General features: G+C 61.6%; 21 protein-coding genes. 16 read left to right on the top strand and 5 right to left on the bottom strand.

The window, feature by feature from the left end; genetic code table 11:
- Positions 1-43: 43 nt before the first annotated feature.
- Complete coding sequence (gene hemN / locus DT068_RS15540) at positions 44-1,462, bottom strand: oxygen-independent coproporphyrinogen III oxidase (protein WP_119390781.1); 1,419 nt, start codon at positions 1,460-1,462, stop codon at positions 44-46.
- A 137-nt stretch (positions 1,463-1,599) separates the two neighbouring features.
- Here hemN and DT068_RS15535 point away from each other — a divergent pair, with 137 nt between their 5' ends.
- On the top strand, positions 1,600-2,349 hold the full coding sequence (locus DT068_RS15535) for a Crp/Fnr family transcriptional regulator (protein WP_119390780.1): 750 nt from the start codon (positions 1,600-1,602) through the stop codon (positions 2,347-2,349).
- A gap of 66 nt (positions 2,350-2,415) precedes the next feature.
- Positions 2,416-3,258, top strand: coding sequence for a universal stress protein (locus DT068_RS15530; RefSeq protein ID WP_119390779.1), 843 nt, complete (start codon positions 2,416-2,418; stop codon positions 3,256-3,258).
- A 13-nt stretch (positions 3,259-3,271) separates the two neighbouring features.
- Here DT068_RS15530 and DT068_RS15525 read toward each other — a convergent pair whose 3' ends face one another.
- On the bottom strand, positions 3,272-3,793 hold the full coding sequence (locus DT068_RS15525) for a hemerythrin domain-containing protein (protein ID WP_119390778.1): 522 nt from the start codon (positions 3,791-3,793) through the stop codon (positions 3,272-3,274).
- A 128-nt stretch (positions 3,794-3,921) separates the two neighbouring features.
- Between DT068_RS15525 and ccoN the strand changes: the two genes are divergently transcribed.
- The 10 genes from ccoN to DT068_RS15475 are packed head-to-tail and all read left to right on the top strand — an operon-like array spanning position 3,922 to position 12,646.
- Complete coding sequence (gene ccoN, locus DT068_RS15520; RefSeq protein ID WP_438816438.1) at positions 3,922-5,529, top strand: cytochrome-c oxidase, cbb3-type subunit I; 1,608 nt, start codon at positions 3,922-3,924, stop codon at positions 5,527-5,529.
- Positions 5,530-5,538: 9 nt separating this feature from the next.
- The gene (gene ccoO, locus DT068_RS15515) at positions 5,539-6,273 is read left to right on the top strand and encodes a cytochrome-c oxidase, cbb3-type subunit II (RefSeq protein ID WP_119390776.1); all 735 of its coding nucleotides are present in this window, start codon (positions 5,539-5,541) and stop codon (positions 6,271-6,273) included.
- Between the two features lie 4 nt (positions 6,274-6,277).
- Entirely contained in the window at positions 6,278-6,436 is a 159-nt protein-coding gene (locus DT068_RS15510) for a cbb3-type cytochrome c oxidase subunit 3 (RefSeq protein ID WP_119390775.1), read from the top strand.
- A gap of 2 nt (positions 6,437-6,438) precedes the next feature.
- Positions 6,439-7,320: a cytochrome-c oxidase, cbb3-type subunit III gene (ccoP, locus tag DT068_RS15505; protein WP_119390774.1), complete on the top strand. Its 882-nt coding sequence runs from the start codon at positions 6,439-6,441 to the stop codon at positions 7,318-7,320.
- Positions 7,321-7,327: 7 nt separating this feature from the next.
- Positions 7,328-8,878, top strand: a complete 1,551-nt coding sequence (gene ccoG / locus DT068_RS15500; protein ID WP_119390773.1) for a cytochrome c oxidase accessory protein CcoG — start codon at positions 7,328-7,330, stop codon at positions 8,876-8,878.
- On the top strand, positions 8,875-9,363 hold the full coding sequence (locus tag DT068_RS15495) for a FixH family protein (RefSeq protein ID WP_119390772.1): 489 nt from the start codon (positions 8,875-8,877) through the stop codon (positions 9,361-9,363). The genes ccoG and DT068_RS15495 overlap by 4 nt, the downstream gene beginning before the upstream one ends.
- Positions 9,360-11,654, top strand: a complete 2,295-nt coding sequence (locus tag DT068_RS15490; protein WP_119390771.1) for a heavy metal translocating P-type ATPase — start codon at positions 9,360-9,362, stop codon at positions 11,652-11,654. The genes DT068_RS15495 and DT068_RS15490 overlap by 4 nt, the downstream gene beginning before the upstream one ends.
- Positions 11,651-11,806 (top strand): cbb3-type cytochrome oxidase assembly protein CcoS, encoded by a 156-nt coding sequence (gene ccoS / locus DT068_RS15485; RefSeq protein WP_119390770.1) that lies wholly within the window; start codon positions 11,651-11,653, stop codon positions 11,804-11,806. The genes DT068_RS15490 and ccoS overlap by 4 nt, the downstream gene beginning before the upstream one ends.
- Positions 11,807-11,861: 55 nt before the next feature.
- Positions 11,862-12,206, top strand: coding sequence for a hypothetical protein (locus tag DT068_RS15480; RefSeq protein ID WP_119390769.1), 345 nt, complete (start codon positions 11,862-11,864; stop codon positions 12,204-12,206).
- Between the two features lie 17 nt (positions 12,207-12,223).
- Positions 12,224-12,646 (top strand): c-type cytochrome, encoded by a 423-nt coding sequence (locus DT068_RS15475; RefSeq protein ID WP_162914219.1) that lies wholly within the window; start codon positions 12,224-12,226, stop codon positions 12,644-12,646.
- 19 nt (positions 12,647-12,665) lie between these two features.
- Here the strand turns inward: DT068_RS15475 and DT068_RS15470 are convergent, their stop codons facing one another.
- Both DT068_RS15470 and DT068_RS15465 read right to left on the bottom strand, forming a co-directional pair.
- Positions 12,666-13,085: a c-type cytochrome gene (locus tag DT068_RS15470; RefSeq protein WP_162914218.1), complete on the bottom strand. Its 420-nt coding sequence runs from the start codon at positions 13,083-13,085 to the stop codon at positions 12,666-12,668.
- A gap of 49 nt (positions 13,086-13,134) precedes the next feature.
- The gene (locus DT068_RS15465; RefSeq protein WP_119390766.1) at positions 13,135-13,644 is read right to left on the bottom strand and encodes a Crp/Fnr family transcriptional regulator; all 510 of its coding nucleotides are present in this window, start codon (positions 13,642-13,644) and stop codon (positions 13,135-13,137) included.
- Between the two features lie 252 nt (positions 13,645-13,896).
- Between DT068_RS15465 and DT068_RS15460 the strand changes: the two genes are divergently transcribed.
- The 3 genes from DT068_RS15460 to irrA all read left to right on the top strand — a co-directional run bounded on the left by DT068_RS15460 (position 13,897) and on the right by irrA (position 15,250).
- On the top strand, positions 13,897-14,244 hold the full coding sequence (locus DT068_RS15460; protein WP_119390765.1) for a hypothetical protein: 348 nt from the start codon (positions 13,897-13,899) through the stop codon (positions 14,242-14,244).
- Positions 14,245-14,594: 350 nt separating this feature from the next.
- Complete coding sequence (locus tag DT068_RS15455) at positions 14,595-14,822, top strand: hypothetical protein (RefSeq protein WP_119390764.1); 228 nt, start codon at positions 14,595-14,597, stop codon at positions 14,820-14,822.
- A gap of 23 nt (positions 14,823-14,845) precedes the next feature.
- Positions 14,846-15,250 (top strand): iron response transcriptional regulator IrrA, encoded by a 405-nt coding sequence (gene irrA, locus DT068_RS15450; protein WP_368904753.1) that lies wholly within the window; start codon positions 14,846-14,848, stop codon positions 15,248-15,250.
- A 66-nt stretch (positions 15,251-15,316) separates the two neighbouring features.
- On the opposite strand, the gene DT068_RS15445 is transcribed toward irrA, so the two are convergent.
- A complete protein-coding gene (locus DT068_RS15445) occupies positions 15,317-16,057 on the bottom strand; it encodes a helix-turn-helix domain-containing protein (protein WP_368904752.1) in 741 nt (246 codons plus the stop codon).
- A 160-nt stretch (positions 16,058-16,217) separates the two neighbouring features.
- Between DT068_RS15445 and DT068_RS15440 the strand changes: the two genes are divergently transcribed.
- Positions 16,218-18,956, top strand: a complete 2,739-nt coding sequence (locus tag DT068_RS15440) for a nitrate/nitrite transporter (RefSeq protein WP_119390762.1) — start codon at positions 16,218-16,220, stop codon at positions 18,954-18,956.
- Positions 18,957-18,959: the final 3 nt, after the last annotated feature.

The following is an 18,959-nucleotide window of genomic DNA, read 5'->3' as shown; positions in this document are numbered from 1 at the left end:
CCTTGGCCGGCGTCAAGCTATCAGCTTGCGGGGATCCGGAACCTCAGATCGCCCGGGCATGACGCAGGTTCGAATTGTGATCGACTATGTACTGATCAAAGCTGGCGCAGATTGTCCGCAGGAACGGGCGGCCCAATCGGGTTACCGCGAGGATGGAGCCGCTCAGCCTGATCAGCCCGTCGCTCTCCATTTCACCGAGCCGGGCCATCGCCTGGGTCAGGATGGACGGCGGCATTTGCCAATACCGCAGGATAGGAACGAAATCGACTTCGAGCTCGCACATGAGCGTTTGGATGATGTCCGACCAGAAGCGGTCTTCGCGCGACAATGCGATACCGCGATAAGTGGCGAAACGGCCTTTGCCCACATCCTCCCGCCATTTTCGAATGTCCGGATTGTTCTGCGCGAAGCCATGCTCGAGGGTGCTGATCGAGGAAGCGCCGAGGCCTATCACGGTCCTGGCGTCGTCGCTGGTATAGCCCTGGAAATTCCGCCTCAGGAGTCCGTTCTCCGCCGCGATGGCAAGATCGTCGGACGGCAGCGCGAAATGGTCGAGGCCGATGGGGATGTAGCCCGCTTCCTGAAGCTTGTTGCCGGCCACCAGCTGCTGCTGGTAACGCTGACGCACGTCCGGAAGTTCATCTTCCTTGATGAGCTTCTGCCGCGGCATCATCCAGGGGACATGGGCGTAGCCGAAGAGCGCCACCCTGTCGGGTTCGAGCCCGACGAGCTGATCGATGGTTTGCGCCAATCCACGAATGGTCTGGCGCGGCAGGCCATAGACGATGTCGACATTGACTGAACTGACGCCTTTGCGGCGCAGTGCCCCGATCGACCACTCAACCATCTCAAATGGCTGAATGCGGTTGATGGCCGCCTGGACGGCCGGGTCGAGGTCCTGGACGCCAAGGCTTGCGCGATTGAGGCCGAGATCCGTTGCCGCCGTGATCCATTCCTGGGTGAGCGACCGCGGGTCCAATTCGGCTGCGATCACCGCCTGGTCGGCAAAGGCGAATCGCTCGCGAAGACGGTTGAAGAGCTGAGCCAGATCGCAAGCCGAAAGCACGTTCGGCGAACCCCCGCCCAGATGCAGCGCGGACAGCACCGGCCGGTGCGGGATAGCTCCTGCTACGAGGTCGATCTCCTTCAACAGGGACTGGAGATAGTCGGCGACGGGTTGCCGCCTATGGCTGACACCGGTATGGCATGCGCAGTACCAGCACAGGCGCTCGCAGAAAGGAATATGCAGATAGAGCGACAGCGGCTGATCGGGTGCGAGGGCCGAAAGCCAGCTTCGGTACTGATTCGGCCCGATCGCCGGGCGGAAGTTCACCGCGGTGGGGTAGCTCGTATAGCGTGGCACGCGGCCGTCATATTTGTCGACCAGACCGGCCGATCGCGGGTCGCTGACGGGATGGCAGGTCTGCCTCAGATGGCATTTGGGGGTGTTATGCTCGTCCATTCGTACAGATTTGCTCCTCTGGCGGACGATGCCTTGATCTCGGTCAAAGCCCCTCACCGCAATTGATTTGGATCAAAGAAGGGAGGGCTTTCCACACTAGGCTGGCCCGGAACTCGAACGGACGGTCTCTGAGGAGAATGACAAAAGCCCTGCCAAACGCCGACCGCCTTGCTCCGATTTTTCGCTGCCAGCACTGTGCGGTACGAAATCGCGCGGTATGCGGGGCAATGACCGATGAACAGCTTTCCCGTCTCAGTGAAATCTCGCATCGCAAGAAATACTCGGTGGGACAGGTGATCATGTCCGACCAGGAGCCTGTGACATTCTTCGCCAATATCATCTCCGGAACCATCAAGCTCACCAAGACGATAGCCGACGGTCGCCAGCAGATCGTCGGCTTGTTGTTTCCGCCCGATTTCCTCGGTCGGGCTTTTAGCCGCAACAATCCCTATTTCGCCGAGGCCGCCAGCGATGTCGAAGTCTGCATGTTCCCGAATGAGGCCTTTGAGAGGCTGATCGACGTCTATCCCGACCTCAAGCACCGTCTGTTCGAGCGAACGCTGGACGAGCTCGATGCCGCGCGGGAGTGGATGCTGCTGCTCGGGCGGAAGACGGCGGAAGAGAAAGTAGCCAGTTTCCTGCTTCTGCTCGCCCGTCGGAGCCTTGTCGTCGCATGCCCGAATGAGAAGCCGTCGCTCACGCGCTTCGAGCTGCCGCTCAGACGTGCGGACATGGCCGACTATCTCGGGCTGACGATAGAGACGGTGAGCCGGCAGCTGACCCGTCTCAAGGCCGCCGGCATTGTCGGTATGAGCGATACGCGCACATTGGAAGTGCCGGATATCGCGGCCCTGGTCGATGTTGCCGGTCAGGGCATGGCTCTTTGACACAAGTCAAGGAGCGCATGGTCCTGTGATGCCAGGAGTACCGGCTCATTCCTCAAGGCCGCGCCCATGTCTTTCAGGACCATCCTCGCCAGCCTCAATGAGACATCCAACAACGGGGCCGTCATAGCCACGGCGGCCGTTCTTGCGCGGGAATTCGAGGCGCATGTCACAGGCCTCTATGTCATTCCAGCGGCTCCCGTCTATCCTTCAGCCCGATATGAGCCGATACCGGAGATGTTTGAAACCCACCGGGAGTATTTCCGCCGCCAGTCCGCCTCGGTCGGTGCGGCCTTCCGGGCCGGATTTCCGGATGACACCCTTCGCCACCGCCTGCGAGTTGAAAACTCGGCCAGCCCCTTGATCGGCGACAGTGTGATAGAGCATGGCCGCCACTCCGATCTGATCCTGCTGAGCAATGTCGACACCAAATCCGAACTGGGCGTCGAATTGGATTTCGTGCCGCGCATCGCTGTGGCAGCCGGCCGGCCGGTTATCGTCGTGCCGTTCAACGCTCCGCTGGCGGTCGTTCCGGAAACCGTGGTCATCGGTTGGAACGGCTCGCGCGAGGCCGCCCGTGCCGTATTCGACAGCCTGCCGATCCTTAGGCGCGCCAGGGCGGTCCATGTGGTGTGGATCGATCCGCCGGACGAACACCTGCGGTCGGAAGCATCACCAGGCGCCGGGATCGCCGAGGCGCTGGGCCTGCACGGGGTCAAGGCCGTGGTCACGTCGCGCGACGCTGGCGGTGAAAATGCCGGCGACCTGCTTCTGGGGAAGGCTGCGGATCTGGGCGCCGGGCTGCTGGTGATTGGGGCCTATGGACATTCGCGCCTGAGCGAGTTCATCCTCGGCGGTGTCACGCGCACGGTACTGCGCGACATGAGGTGTCCCGTTCTCGTCTCTCACTGAATCCGGGCCTATACTATTGGCGGTGAGTGGCCATGGTGCGATGGAGCTCGTCCATATCCTCATGCGTCAGGCGCGCGCGCGCCAGAGGCAGGACGATGGCATTTTCCCAGAGAATGTGCCGCCGGTAGCTCTCGAAGAAGCTGCGCAGCATATAGCCGACCATATCGGGATTCTTCAGCTTCTTGCCTTCGCTCAAGCCTTCCAGGCTCTCCAGAAGCTCGCTGGCGAAGCTCTCATCGGTTGCGTGTTCGAGCGCGAGGCGGGCCAGTATGTCATGGATGTTGTCGTCGGGAAGAGCCCGCTTTTCGATCAAGGGAAACAGGCCAAGCTCTTCATCGCGATGATGCAAAGGCATCTCGAACTGAAGCGAGTCTATGACCTGCAGGCAGAGCCGCCGATCAACATTGTCCGGAAGGTCATCGGCAATCCTTTCAAGCGAGTCGCACAGCTGCGCCTGAACCTGATGCTCGTGCTCAATGAGATCCAGCGGACCGCGGCGCAGCCAGTTGTCGGAATGGACTGTTTCGGTTGGCATTGTGAGCTTGTAACTCCGTCTTCATATTGATGGGCAAGCCCTCGCTCGGGCGCATTGACCCAGATCAAAGCCTCCCCACCGTCTCTCCCATAAGAGCGGAGCCGTAACGACAAAGAGGGTCGAGGCGCATGTCGGATTCGGAGCAACTGGCGAAGACCGCTATGTGGGGCGGTGTCGCATTTCTCATGATCTTGTTGGCGGCGACGGCGAAGGACAGCGGCTTTGCCGTTCATGCCTGGATCGGTTTTCTCGCCGCAGCTGCGGTGATTGTCTTCCATGCCCGCCGTTTCCCCCATGGGCAGTCGAGCCCGACCGACGCTTCCGCCTATCTCGACGGTGTCGTCAAGGCCGGCATGATCGCCACCGTCTTTTGGGGGCTCGCCGGCTTCCTGGTCGGTGTCGTCATCGCCCTGCAGCTCACCTTTCCGGCACTCAATTTCGACCTGCCCTGGACCAACTTCGGCCGTTTGCGGCCGCTCCATACCTCGGCCGTTGTTTTTGCCTTCGGCGGCAATGCCCTCATCGCAACGAGCTTCTATGTCGTCCAGCGCACTTGCCGCACACGGCTTGCCCTCGGCAATCTCGCCTGGTTCGTGTTCTGGGGCTACCAGCTTTTCATCGTCCTGGCGGCCACGGGCTATCTGCTCGGCGTCACGCAATCACGCGAATATGCCGAGCCCGAATGGTATGTCGATCTCTGGCTTACCGTCGTCTGGGTAGCCTATCTGGCGGTTTTCCTTGCAACTCTCATCCAGCGCAAGGAACCGCATATCTACGTGGCCAACTGGTTCTATCTGTCCTTCATCGTCACGATCGCGATGCTCCATGTGGTCAACAACCTGGCCCTGCCGGTCTCGCTTCTTGGCGCGAAAAGCTACTCACTGTTTTCCGGCGTCCAGGATGCGCTTACCCAATGGTGGTACGGCCACAATGCCGTCGGCTTCTTCCTGACCGCCGGCTTCCTCGGCATGATGTATTACTTTGTTCCCAAGCGGGCCCAGCGGCCGGTCTACTCCTACCGCCTCTCCATCGTCCATTTCTGGTCGCTGATCTTCCTCTATATATGGGCCGGACCGCATCACCTCCACTACACGGCATTGCCCGATTGGGCGCAGTCGCTCGGCATGATTTTCTCGATCATGCTGTGGATGCCGTCATGGGGCGGCATGATCAACGGACTGATGACGCTGTCCGGCGCCTGGGACAAGCTCAGGACCGATCCGGTCCTGCGCATCATGGTCCTCGCCGTCGCCTTTTACGGCATGTCGACCTTCGAGGGCCCGATGATGTCGATCAAAGCCGTCAACTCACTGTCCCACTACACCGACTGGACGATCGGCCATGTGCATTCGGGCGCCTTGGGCTGGGTGGGAATGATCAGCATCGCCGCCGTCTACCATCTGGTGCCGAGGCTCTGGGGCAGGCAAGAGCTCTACAGCCTGAGGCTGGTCAACTGGCATTTCTGGCTGGCCACGCTCGGCATCGTTCTCTATGCCGCCTCCATGTGGGTCGCCGGCATCATGCAGGGGCTGATGTGGCGCGAATACGACGATCAGGGCTTTCTCGTCTATTCCTTCGCCGAGAGCGTCGCCGCCATGCATCCCTACTACTTCATCCGGGCGACGGGCGGAATTCTCTATCTCGCGGGCGCGTTGGTCATGACCTACAACCTGATCCGCACGGTGAGAGGTGATGTCCGTCAACGGGCCCCGGCCGCCGCCGTGGCCGTGGCCTAGGAGAGCTCCATGTTCCGCTTCCCCCGTCATGAATTCATCGAGCGCAACGCCACGCTGCTGCTGATCCTGAGCCTGGTCGTCGTCACCATCGGCGGCATCGTCGAGATCGCGCCGCTCTTCTACCTGCAAAACACGATAGAGAAAGTGGAAGGGATGCGTCCATATGCGCCTCTCGAGCTTGCCGGGCGCAATATCTACATCCGCGAGGGCTGCTATCTCTGCCATAGTCAGATGATCCGGCCCTTCCGCGATGAGGTGGAGCGCTATGGGCATTACAGCCTTGCCGCCGAAAGCATGTATGACCATCCATTTCAGTGGGGCTCAAAGCGCACTGGCCCCGATCTGGCGCGCGTCGGCGGCCGCTATTCCGATGAGTGGCACCGCGATCACCTCATCGATCCGCGCAGTGTCGTGCCCGAATCGATCATGCCGGGCTACCCGTTCCTGCTCGAGACGGAGCTCACCGGCAAGGATATGGCCAGCCATCTGCGTGCCAATGCCAATGTAGGCGTGCCTTACACGGACGACATGATCGCGAGCGCGCTCACCGACTTCCTGGTCCAGGCGAATCCGGATGCGGGCGACGTGGAGGCCTTCCAGAAGCGCTATCCGAAAGCCGAGACGCGCGACTTCGACGGACAGCCCGGGCGCGTCACCGAGATGGATGCCCTCATCGCGTATTTGCAGATGCTTGGCACGCTTGTCGACTTCAACGCTTACAAAGCCGAAACCAATCTGCGGTGATGAAATGACGTATGACACGCTCAGACATTTTGCCGACAGCTGGGGTCTCCTGGCGCTGGTCATGATCTTCGTCGGCATTGTCGCTTTCGCGATGCGGCCTGGCGCGGGGAAGGTCTATGCACGGATCGCCAGGCTGCCGCTCGATGACGACAAGGAGATATGACGATGTCAAAGATCGAGCGCGACGACATCAGCGGAACGTCGACAACCGGCCATGAATGGGACGGCATCAAGGAGCTCAACACGCCGCTGCCGCGCTGGTGGTTGTGGACCTTTTACGGAACGATTGTCTGGGCGTTGGCCTATTCGGTTGTCTATCCGGCCTGGCCGCTCGTCAATTCCGCTACGAGCGGCTTGTTCGGCTATTCGAGCCGGGGGGAGGTGGCGAAGGAAATCGCTGAAGCGGCCGGCGCGCAAGGCGAATGGCGCGACAGGATCAAGGCGGCGGATTTCGGACAGATCTCGCAGGATCCGAAACTCTTCGAATTTGCCCGTGCCGGTGGCGCCGCCGCATTCAAGGTCAATTGCATACAATGCCATGGCTCAGGTGCTGCCGGTGGCAAGGGTTACCCCAATCTCAATGACGACGACTGGCTGTGGGGCGGCACTTTCGAGGAGATCCATACGACGCTTCAGAACGGCGTCCGCTTTGCCGGCGACAATGAGACGCGCTTTTCCCAGATGCCCGCTTTCGGTGACGGCATGCTCAGTCCGGATGAGATCAGCTCGACCGCGGAGTATGTGCTGTCCCTGTCAGGCCAGCCGCATGATGCCGAGGCAGCGGCTAAGGGCGCTCCGCTCTATGCGGCGAATTGCGTCTCCTGCCATGGCGAGCGGGGCGAAGGCGTCCGGGATGTCGGTGGCGCCCGGCTCAATGATGCCATCTGGCTCTATGGCGGCGGCAAGGAATCCATCGTCGCGCAGATCACGCGACCCCGCCAGGGCGTGATGCCGGCCTGGGGCGGACGCCTGGATGATGTCACGATCAAGGAACTGGCGATCTATGTTTACTCGCTGGGCGGCGGCGAGACACTGCAGCGGCAATGAGCTCTGAATGGACCACTCGCCTCCCATGCCGAACCAGAATGTCGATGGCGGATCGACCGACGTCGAGCGCCACAATGTAGAGGCGGTCAATGCCGCCAATGCGCCGCGGCGCGTGACGCTCTATGCGGCGCGCACGAAGATCCACCCCAAGCGCGCCTCTGGAGACTTCCGCAGGTTCAAATGGCTGATCATGGCGGTAACTCTCGGTATCTACTATGCCGCGCCATGGCTAAGGTGGGATCGCGGCCCTTATGCGCCGGACCAGGCGATCCTGATCGATCTTGCACATCGCCGTTTCTATTTCTTTTTCATCGAGATATGGCCGCAGGAATTCTACTATGTGGCCGGACTCCTGATCATGGCCGGGGTAGGGCTGTTTCTCGTCACTTCCGTCGTGGGACGGGCCTGGTGCGGCTATACTTGCCCGCAAACCGTCTGGACCGATCTTTTCCTCGTGATCGAGCGCTGGGTGGAGGGTGACCGCAACGCCCGCATAAAGCTCGATGCCGCGCCCTGGTCTCTGGACAAGCTGCGCAAGCGGCTTGCGAAGCACGCCATCTGGCTGGTGATCGGCGTGGCGACGGGCGGGGCCTGGATTTTCTATTTTGCCGATGCGCCGTCACTCGCCCGTGACCTTGTAAGCGGAAACGCCGCACCCGTCGCTTATTCGTCGGTCGCTCTCCTCACCGCCACGACTTATGTGCTGGCGGGGTTCATGCGCGAGCAGGTATGCATCTATATGTGCCCATGGCCGCGCATCCAGGCGGCCATGGTCGATGAGGATTCTCTCGTCGTTACCTACAATGCCTGGCGGGGCGAGCCGCGGTCGCTGCATCGCAAGAAGCTTCTGGCGGAAGGAAAGTCGGCCGGAGACTGCGTCGACTGCAATGCGTGCGTCGCGGTCTGTCCGATGGGCATAGACATTCGCGACGGACAGCAGCTCGCCTGCATCACCTGCGCGCTGTGCATCGATGCCTGCGACTCCGTCATGGACAAGATCGGCAAGCCGAGGGGGCTCATTTCCTATTCCAGCCTCAAGGCCTATGAGGTGGCGAAATCCTACACGCCGCGGGATCTGCTCCGCCATGCGCTGCTCCGGCCGCGCACGATCGTCTATTCGGGATTGTGGCTGGCTGCCGGACTTGTCATGCTGATCGCCCTCTCCATGCGCGAGCGTCTCGACATCAATGTCGTGCCTGACCGCAATCCTCTGTTCGTGACGCTGTCGGATGGATCGATCCGCAACGGCTATACGATCAAGATCCTCAACATGGAGCAGCGGCCGCGAACCTTCCGCCTCTCGATCGAGGGGGCGCCGTCGGCGGACATGACGTTGGCCGGGTCTCAACAGCCGTCCTCGCGTGTCTTTGACATCGACGTCGAGGCCGACAAGCTGCGCAGCATAAAGGCCTATGTCGTCATGCCGAGATCGGCCATACCGGGCGATACGATGAGCTTTTCCTTCGTCATAACAGACGCCACTGTGACGGAGGATGCCGAACGCAGCGAGTATCCGGCGATCTTCCACGGTCCTTCGAAAGCAGGAGGCGAGCCATGAGCGTCCGCGTCAAGACGATAGCTGGTCGCCAGGTCTTTGCGATCATGGCAACCTTCTTCGGGATCATTATCGCGGTGAATGCGACGCTGGCCGTCTTCGCGATGAGAAGCTGGACCGGGCTCGTGGTCGAGAACGGTTATGTCGCAAGCCAGGGCTTCAATCGGGATCTCGCGGAGGCGCGCCGCCAGGCGCAACTCGGCTGGCGGGAGAGTTTCGATTATGCGGGCGGCAAGCTGACCCTGGTCCTGAGGGATGCGCAGTCGCGCCCGATCGGAAGGGCCACAGTAGCCGTCACACTACAGCGGCCATCGACGGACCGTGAAGACCGGCAGCTCACGCTGATCGAGACGAGTCCGGGAAGCTATGAATCAGCCGTGGCCCTTCAGCCCGGCCTTTGGGATGCCGAAGCGATAGCGCACGCCGCGACCGGGGAATCCTTGCGGCGCCTCTATCGTTTCCAGGTTCGCGGAGGTGACGCGCAATGACATGCTGCCCCGCTCCCGTCGCGAGTGACAACGAACCGCCACGTCTCGAAGCGGAAGAAGCAAAGCGATGGTTGAGCTATGCCGGGCCGGGGCTCAGCCGGATCGAGCTCATTGTTCCCGGGGTGAATTGCGCCGCCTGCATAAGGAACATCGAAACGGCCATGCAGGCGATCGCCGGAGTCGTCTCGGCGCGCGTCAACCTTACGGCTCGCAGGGTCACGGTGACCTGGCGGGACGGGGAGGTCGAGCCTCAGACCTTCATCGAGCGTCTGGCCGGCCTGGGTTATCCCGCCCGCCCGTTCGACCCGCGCGAGAGCGGATTTCTTCAGGACGACCGGGAGGGCCGCGCCCTTCTGAGAGCGCTTGCTGTTGCCGGGTTCGCCGCTTCGAATGTCATGCTGCTGTCGGTGTCCGTGTGGTCGGGAGCCGAGGCCGCGACGCGCGACCTGTTTCACTGGCTGTCGGCGCTCATCGCCCTGCCGGCTGTCATCTATGCCGGCCGGCCTTTCTTCACTTCCGCAATGGCGGCGCTGCGCCATGGGCGGGTGAACATGGATGTGCCCATTTCCCTGGGCGTCCTCCTGACATCCCTCATGAGCCTCTATGAAACCATCAATGGTGAGCGGCACGCCTTCTTCGACGCGGCGGTGACGCTGCTCTTCTTCCTGCTGGTCGGCCGCTATCTCGATCACCTCATGCGGGCCAGGGCGCGCGGCGCCATTTCCCGGCTGATGACCCTGACGCCGGCAGCCGCCACTCGGGTTGAAGCCGATGGCACCCATCGCCGGATACAGGCCACGGCACTGCGGGCCGGGATGATGATGGCCGTCGCGGTGGGCGAAAGATTCGCCGCCGACGGCAAAATCGTGCAAGGGGCGAGCGACGTGGACCGCTCGATCATGACCGGCGAAAGCGCGCCCGAAGCCGTGGCGCGCGGAAATCCAGTCCAGGCCGGCATGCTCAACCTCACCGGCCCTCTTCTTGTGACGGTCACGGCCACGGGAAACGATACTTTTCTGGCCGATCTCATCCGGCTCATGGCCGCCACCGAACAGAATCAGTCCGCCTATGTGCGGATTGCCGATCGTCTTGCCCGCTTCTATTCACCTGCCGTCCATGTTCTCGCAGCCTCCACCCTGGCCGGCTGGCTGATGCTCGGCCAAAGCTGGCACGACGCGCTGATGGCGGCGATCGCCGTGCTCATCATCACGTGCCCCTGCGCGTTGGGGCTCGCTGTTCCGGCCGTTCAAATCGTGGCCTCAGGCATGCTGTTCCGGCGGGGCATCATGATCAAGAGCGGCGCTGCGCTTGAGAAGCTCGCTGAAGTCGATACGGTTGTGTTCGACAAGACTGGCACGCTGACCTTGGGCGCGCCCGAGATGCGGGAGTTGCCCAGAGCGCCCGCCACCATTCTTTCGCTGGCCCACGGGCTGGCGCGGGAAAGCCGCCACCCGCTCTCCAAGGCGCTCTCGGCCGGACTGCATAAGCTCGGCATAGGGGCAACGGCGCTGGATCGCGTGGCCGAGCATCCGGGCCAGGGGTTGGAGGGTGAGTGGAAGGGTGAGGCACTGCGGCTCGGAAGCAGGGCATGGTGCGGCGTGCCGGCGAGAGACCATGATGACGGACGCCTGGAGATTGCCTTGTGCCGGCAGTCCGACTCTCCCGTGTTCTTCCACTTCGAGGACCGGTTGCGCCCGCAGGCCAGGGCGACGGTGGCGGAGCTTCGGGTGCAAGGCCTGGCGGTTGAGCTTCTGTCGGGAGATCGGGAGGTCGCCGTGAGAAGGGTCGCGCGGGAGACCGGCATCGAGACCTATCACGCAGGCCTGTCACCGCAGGCGAAGCTCGACCGCGTCGAGGAGCTGCGGAAAATGGGACGCAAGGTCCTGATGGTCGGCGACGGCATCAATGATGCCCCGGCGCTTGCGGCGGGATATGCCTCCATGGCGCCGGCGACGGCCAGCGATATCGGCCGGACGGCCGCCAATATTGTCTTCATGGGCGAGTCGCTCGATGCCGTCACTTTTGCCAGAGTCATCGCGCGCAAGGCCCGGTCCATTGCGCAGCAGAACTTCGTCGTGGCGATATTCTACAATCTGCTGGCAGTGCCCATCGCCATGACCGGCTTGGTGACACCGCTCGTCGCCGCCGTGGCTATGTCGTCATCGAGCCTGGTCGTGATCGCAAATGCCTTGCGTCTCGGCATGAGCTTTTCGGAGCCGAAGCCGGTTGATGCATCGGCGCCATTGATCACGATGCCTCGCCTGGACACGCCGCAGGGGAGGGCCGCATGAGTGGTCTGATTTTCCTGATACCGCTCGCTCTGCTCCTTGGCGCAATTTGGCTTGTGGCTTTCCTGTGGAGCCTCAGGGCAGGGCAGTATGACGACCTCGACGGCGCCGCCTGGCGGATTCTTGACGAGGACCAGGACCGCACAAAGGGATGATTCCCGGTTGATCGAAATCAAATGTTCCGGGCGCACCGCGAGGTAACTTGCGTGAATGAGCGCCGCAAGAAAGCATGACGTGCAGCCGCGAGGCGGCAGATCTCGCAAGATCCTGCTGGAGCTGTCTCTGGCGATGACAGGAACGTCCATCATGGTGTGCTCGCTGGTGGGAGGAGTGATCCACCTTTATGCAACCTTCCTGGCATTTCACGCCTCAGGTTATGTCTCAGCACTCCTGACCTTTGCAGTCCCGTTTTTTGCCGAGCTCTATTGGATTGCCGCGATCTGGTCCGAAACCGGCAGCTTCTGGCATGGCTTGACGGTCGCATCCGTCGCCTACCTCGCTCTATGCGCCATGGCGATCATTGCCGGCATCTTGGCGGCTTCGCCCGACGGCTAGTGGCGGCAGGGATCAAGATGCGTCTCCATCATCGTTTCCTCGCAGCCGCTGCCTTGGTCGTGATTGTCCAGGCGGGTGCGGCTGTTGCTGGGCCCGACAGCGTTCGCCAGGATTTTCTCGATCTTTGCGCCGATTGCCACAATGCAGACGCCAGGGGCAACGGACCGCTGACCAGGAATTTGACCAAGGTGCCACCCGACCTCACGCGCATCAGAGCGCGGGCGCATGGCGTATTCGACGAAAAGGCGGTTTACGACTGGATCATTGGCCTCAAAATGACCAATGCGCACGGTTCACGTGAGATGCCGATTTGGGGCGACTGGCTTATGGATGAAGCCGTCGAAGACAGCACCTCCCTCGAGACGGCAAGAGCTGCTGAGCGCGAGATCGAGCAGCGGATAATGGCGATCGTCAAATATATCGAGACGCTCCAGAAATAGAGAAACGCAATGTCTCCGCTCATCTCTGGAACGACTCGATGAAATCGATGAGAGCTTCTATCCGCCTTCGAACGGTGGCTTCGTCGCCCTCAGCTCCTCCCAGGCCCTCTTCGGCGTCGACCTTGAACAACTGCCCCCATACCGGCATCTCGCGGTCACCGTGCAGCTTGATATCCTCGCGCCCATCGATGATGCGACGCAATCTTTCCCGCTGAAAGACGCCGCCATTACGAATTCTCAAGGTCGTCAGGTCAGGCGGCTCCACACTCAGGCCAAAGACCTTCCCCCCGCCGCCACGACCATCCTCGCCATGACAGGCCGAGCAGGAGATGCGAAAATCGGTCTCGCCCGATGGTTCGGCCTTGCCGACGCCATGACCGCTCGCAAGAGCCAGCAGCAATAGAAGCCCGATAGCCGAAATATGAGCTGGATACGACACTACGAATCCCTTTGCGACATTCAAAAGCCCCTAACGGTCGGCCCGCACGTCATAGCGAACGCAGTATCGCCTTCCGATGTGCCGTTGCGAGAACACCGTCTGCCTTGTGGAGCCGGACGATGTCGTCTTCGAGCGCACGCACGATCGATATGGTCTTTCTCAGAAGGCTCAGCGACATCGCCGGATATCTGCTCAAAAGGGGAATGAAAGTCTCCCTCGCAAGTTCGGCGAACACGCAGCTGGTGACGGTGCGGATGGATATCGTGCCGGGACTGTTCGTGATCGCCGCAAACTCGCCCAGGCAGGCGGTCGCGCACAGCCATCCCATCGGAACGCTGTCGCCGCCGGCGTCGCGTCGCGACAGCTCGACGACCCCCTCGCTCAGCAGAAAGACGCCATGCGGGTTTTCGGGGTCGCCGTCGATCAATATCTGGTTCGGGGGGAGCCGATGCCAAGTGCATTGCTCGGCGAGCTTCTCCCGCTCCTTGTGGGGGAGGGCCGAAAGGAAGTCTATCTCGTGAAGCGAGGTCGGTGACGGCATACAAACTGTCTGGGCCATGTCGCAGCCGGTTGCATTGCTCTAAATCAAGAGATCAAACATGCGCGAAGGATTTCTTGGCTTGTGGCGATGCGCGACCGCCGGGGGGCGGCCTGGAGGCAGCGATGGGGCAATGCTCGCGGGGTGCGAACTGCCCCTGTTTTTTGGCCTTTGTGAGTTTGTTCTGCGACAAATAGGGCCCAGCCATATCCCGGTATGGTGGGCTCGAGAACCAGTGCCGCCGGATGGCGCTGCACGACAGGAGTGATCCGCATGCCCACACCCGCATCTCTCGATTTGGTTCACCAGATGCGTCGCATCCTCACATCTGCCCAGTTGGACTGCCAGTGCCGGGCAACTCTCGATGTCGCGCTGAATCGTTTCTCGGATATTCAATGCCGGGAGCGTCTGCGCGAGAGCTTGTGCAATGCCCGCCGCCAAAGGGATTGGATCTCGGGCCGGCTACCCTATCTCGCTGATCTTGATGAGATATCGGAACACGAATGCGACCGGACCATCTTCGAAGAGCTGGCATTGATGTTTGATGAGATCGGTGCCGCGGCAGCCGAGGCGGCTCGCGCCATCAGAGAGGCGCAAAGGGAGATTGCGACCGGGATGTGAAAACCCATCTCCTTCTCAAGTGCAGCGGGAGGCTGAATATCGCGGCCTTGCCGCCTCTGCAGGGTACTGCACCAGGCCTTGGGCTCAGCCTCGATTCGCCCGGCTGGCGGCTGCCAATGTTACGGCAAAGGCCAGGAAGGCGGCGATCACCAGGATCAGATAGGCGGTTTCACTCATAGATCGATCTCCCATCAGAATAGAGCAACCTGAGGGGATGTTTCGGATTGTGCATTGATCTGGATCAAGGCGGCCGGCCGGGCCGGCCCCTACCCAGGAGCCGCAGATCATTTGATCTGGATCAATGTCGAACGGACGCTCGACGGAAATGCTGAGGCTTTGTGGGGGATTGGATGGCACAGGCACCTAGCGAGACTGTACATGATCTCCTCGACGAATGCACCGTCGCATGGCGGGAAGGTGCCGATTTTCCGACGATCTGGCAGGAGATTCTGACACGGCATCCGCTTGTCGCAGGGCCGCCTGTCCAGGGATATGTCGACAGCAAGCCTGTTCTGAAGGTCTCATTGGTCGGCGGCCATCGGCTGGTTTTCGGTCCGCAAGGCTTTTCGCTCAATTGAGAAGGGAAGGGATGCCGGCAAGCATGGAAACGATCGACAGCAAATTGCGCGCGGCCGATCTGCGCCCGACCCGCCAGCGCCGGGCGCTTGCCCGGCTTCTTTTCGCTTCCGGCCATCGCCATGTCACCGCAGAGGAGCTGTATGCCGAAGCGGTCGCCGCGCGGGTGCCGGTGTCGCTCGCCACCGTCTACAATACGCTCAACCAGTTCACCGGCGCGGGCCTTCTGCGTGAAGTGGCGATCGAAGGCAATCGCACCTATTTCGACACGAACACGTCCAACCACTTTCACTACTATGTCGAGCACGAAGGCCGGTTGTCCGACATCCCGTGTGGTGATTTAACCATCGAAGGGTTGCCGGACCCGCCGCCGGAAATGGGAATCTGCCGGTTCGACATCATCGTCCGGCTCAAATCGCGCCAGCCCTGATCTCCCGCAGGGCATCATTGCGGCTTGACCCAAGCCACATGGGAAGTGCAGCGCATCGCGTGAAATTCAGCTCATCTTCGCTGAAACCTCAGCAGGGCCATCGGCATCCGGTCCGTCGATAAGTGGATCGGGCATGCATTGAGCAGCGAGCCGCTCGCGGTCGCGGATTGCGATGGTCTGGCCGTCTACCTCGATGCCGGAACTCTCCAACTTCGAAAGCGCGCGCGAAAACGATTCCCGGGTGATGCCAAGTTCGGATGCGATGAGATTCTTCTCATATGGTAGGATCACCCGGTCGGGCGTTCCCTGGCGCTTCGACAAGGCCAGGACATAACACCCGACGCGCTGAGTTGATGATCTTAGCTTCAGGTTCTTGATCTGTCGTACCATGCGCCGGAATTGCTGCGCGAGACTTCCGATTACCGCATGCGCCAAGACAGGATCGGCGTCGATCGCCGCGCGAAACGCCGCTGCGTGAATCAGCAGAAAGCGCGAGGGTTCCGGCACTCGGGCGCGCATGAGGTAGGGCGCACCGGTTACGACAGCGGCCGGAATTATAAAGTCCGGGGCGCGAACGGTCTCGATCAAAACCTCACGGCCTTCGGTGGATCGTCCGAACAATTGGGCCGACCCTGACAGCACCACGAGCTGGAAGGTAGGCGCGTCGCCCTGCTCGAACAAAACAGTGCCGGAGCCTACTCCGTGCACCACAGCATTTCGCAGCAAGTCCATTCGTCTGGACTCGGAGAGCGCTCGGAAGAAGGGCAAATCTTCCGGCGTCATTTCCGCATGTGTCAGTGCGTCCAATGACATGCCTCCTGCGACAGTAGCTGGACCCATATAGGACAAATATCACGCCGCTCCTTGACTTAGATCAAAGCCAGGAGGCACCCGCTTCGGCCAATTTGGCCTCGGGCGGGCATGAGCGCGCTCCTTGACATGTGTCGTCGAAAAAGGCTGTCGACCAATGCAAACGATCGTTCACCCGAAGCCTGGAGTGATCCTAAGCGCGAGCACGACGGCGTTCACAGTTTGCTTCGCGGTCTGGACCATCTTCTCCATCATCGGCATCAGCATCCGCCAGGAGCTCGGTCTCAACGAAACGCAGTTCGGCCTGCTCGTCGGCACGCCGATCCTCACCGGGTCCCTGATAAGGGTTGCGCTGGGCATCTGGACGGACCGCTATGGCGGCCGTGCCGTCTTCACGGCGAACATGCTGGCTGCGGCGGTTGCGACCTTCCTGCTGTCCTATGCCCATACCTATCCGCAAATGCTCGCGGCCGCCCTTGGCGTCGGTATCGCCGGCGGGTCCTTCGCGGTCGGGGTCGCCTATGTCTCGCGCTGGTATCCGGCGGATAAGCAGGGCACGGCTCTTGGTATCTTCGGTGCGGGCAATGTCGGCGCCGCCGTCACCAAATTTCTTGCCCCATTCGTGCTCGTCGCTTTCGGCTGGCAAACGGTGGCGCAGGTCTGGGCGGTGGGCCTCGTCCTTATGGCTGTCGTTTTCTGGTTCACGACGGCCGATGACCCGGTCATCACGGAGCGCAGGCGGTCCGGCAAGAAGCCGAAAAGCGCCTGGCTCGAACTCGAGCCCCTGAAGAACGTGCAGATCTGGCGCTTCTCGCTCTATTATTTCTTCGTCTTCGGGGCCTTTGTCGCGGTGGCGCTGTGGCTGCCGCAATATCTCATCAACGTCTATGGCCTCGACATCAAGACGGCCGGCATGATCGCCGCCTTCTTTTCGGTGCCGGCGAGCATCTTCCGTGCCTATGGCGGACATCTCTCCGACAGCTTTGGAGCACGGCGCGTGCTTTACTGGACGTTCCTCGTCTCGGTCGTGGCCACCTTCATCCTGTCCTACCCCCCGACCGACTACGTTGTCCACGGCATCAAGGGTCCAACCTCCTTTCATCTCGAGATGGGCCTCACCGGCTTCATCATCACGATCTTCGTGCTCGGTTTCTTCATGGCGCTGGGCAAGGCTGCCGTCTACAAGCACATCCCGGCCTACTATCCCGACCATGTCGGCTCCGTCGGCGGCCTTGTCGGCATGATCGGCGGCCTGGGCGGCTTTCTGCTGCCGATCCTGTTCGGCGTGCTGCTTGACCTGACCGGCCTGTGGACGAGCTGCTTCATGGCGCTGTTTGTCCTCGTCTCAGGCGCGCTCTTGTGGATGCACGCTGCTATCCGCCAGATGGAGCGCGGAGCTACCGGCGAAGCCCTGACCAAGCTCCCGCCCTTCCCGGAGATGCAGGGCATGCCCAAGCCGGCGCTGGGCGGCCGGCCGGGCGGTGCTCTGACGGACTGGCGTCCGGAGGATCCGGTTTTCTGGGCGGAGAAAGGGCGTCGGATCGCCCGGCGCAATCTCTGGCTCTCGATACCGGCGCTGCTGCTCTCCTTCGCCGTCTGGCAAGTGTGGTCCGTCGTCGTCGCCAAGCTCCCGCTCGTCGGTTTCACCTTCACGACCGATCAGCTCTTCTGGCTCGCGGCTCTTCCGGGCCTGTCAGGCGCCACGCTGCGGATCTTCTATTCATTCATGGTGCCGGTCTTCGGCGGCAGGCTGTGGACGACCCTCACGACGTGGTCGCTCATCATTCCGGCCGTCGGCATCGGCTATGCGGTGCAGAATCCGGATATGCCCTATATCGTCCTGCTGATATTGGCGCTGCTCTGCGGCTTTGGCGGCGGCAACTTCGCGTCCTCGATGGCCAACATATCCTTCTTCTTCCCGAAGGCGGAAAAGGGCAATGCGCTGGCACTCAATGCCGGGCTCGGCAATCTCGGGGTCAGCGTTGTCCAGTTCGTTGTGCCGCTCGCGATAACCACCGGGATCTTCGGCTGGCTCGGCGGCGATCCGGCAATGGTCAAGGGATCGGCAGGCGATGCTCCCCTCTGGCTGCAGAATGCCGGCTTCGTCTTCGTGCCGTTCATTGCCATCTCCGCCTTCGCGGCGTGGTTCGGCATGAACGACATCGCCTCGGCCAAGGCCTCGTTCGCCGAGCAGGCCGTCATCTTCCAGCGCAAGCACAACTGGATCATGTGCTGGCTCTATACCGGCACCTTCGGATCTTTCATCGGCTATTCGGCGGGCTTTCCACTCCTTTCGAAGATGCTCTTCCCGGAGGTGAATGTTCTTCAATTCGCTTTCCTCGGTCCGCTTGTCGGCGCCTTGTCACGCTCGGGTACCGGCTGGCTCGCTGACAAATATGGCGGCGCGCGCGTCACCCTCTGGGTCTTCGCCCTGATGATGGTGGGTGTTGCGGGGGTTCTGTGGTTCATCGGCATCAAGGATCAGCCCGGCGCCTTCTTTGGGTTCTTCGCGGCGTTCCTCGTGCTGTTCTTCGCCACCGGCGTCGGCAATGCCTCCACCTTCCAGATGATCCCGGTGATCATGGCGAAGGAGGTCGGCCGCCTGATGCCCACGGCCGATACGGAGGCACGCCGCCGGCAGGCCGAAAAGGAAGCCGCCGCCATCACCGGCTTCACCTCGGCGATTGCCGCCTTCGGCGCCTTCTTCATCCCGAAGGGCTACGGCACCTCGATCGCCCTCACCGGCGGGCCGGAGGCCGCTCTCTGGGGCTTCCTTCTCTTCTATGTGAGCTGCCTGGCGATCACCTGGGCCGTCTACGCCCGCAAGGGCGCGCTTCTCCACGACATCGAACGCGCCAGGCGCGGCGGTTCCGTCCATCCGGCCGCGGCCGAGTAACCA

Source organism: Taklimakanibacter lacteus (assembly GCA_003576695.1).
Taxonomy (GTDB): Bacteria; Pseudomonadota; Alphaproteobacteria; order Rhizobiales; family Aestuariivirgaceae; genus Taklimakanibacter; species Taklimakanibacter lacteus.
The sequence above is the reverse complement of the archived record's forward strand: the minus strand, read 5'-3'. Positions and strand labels throughout refer to the sequence as shown.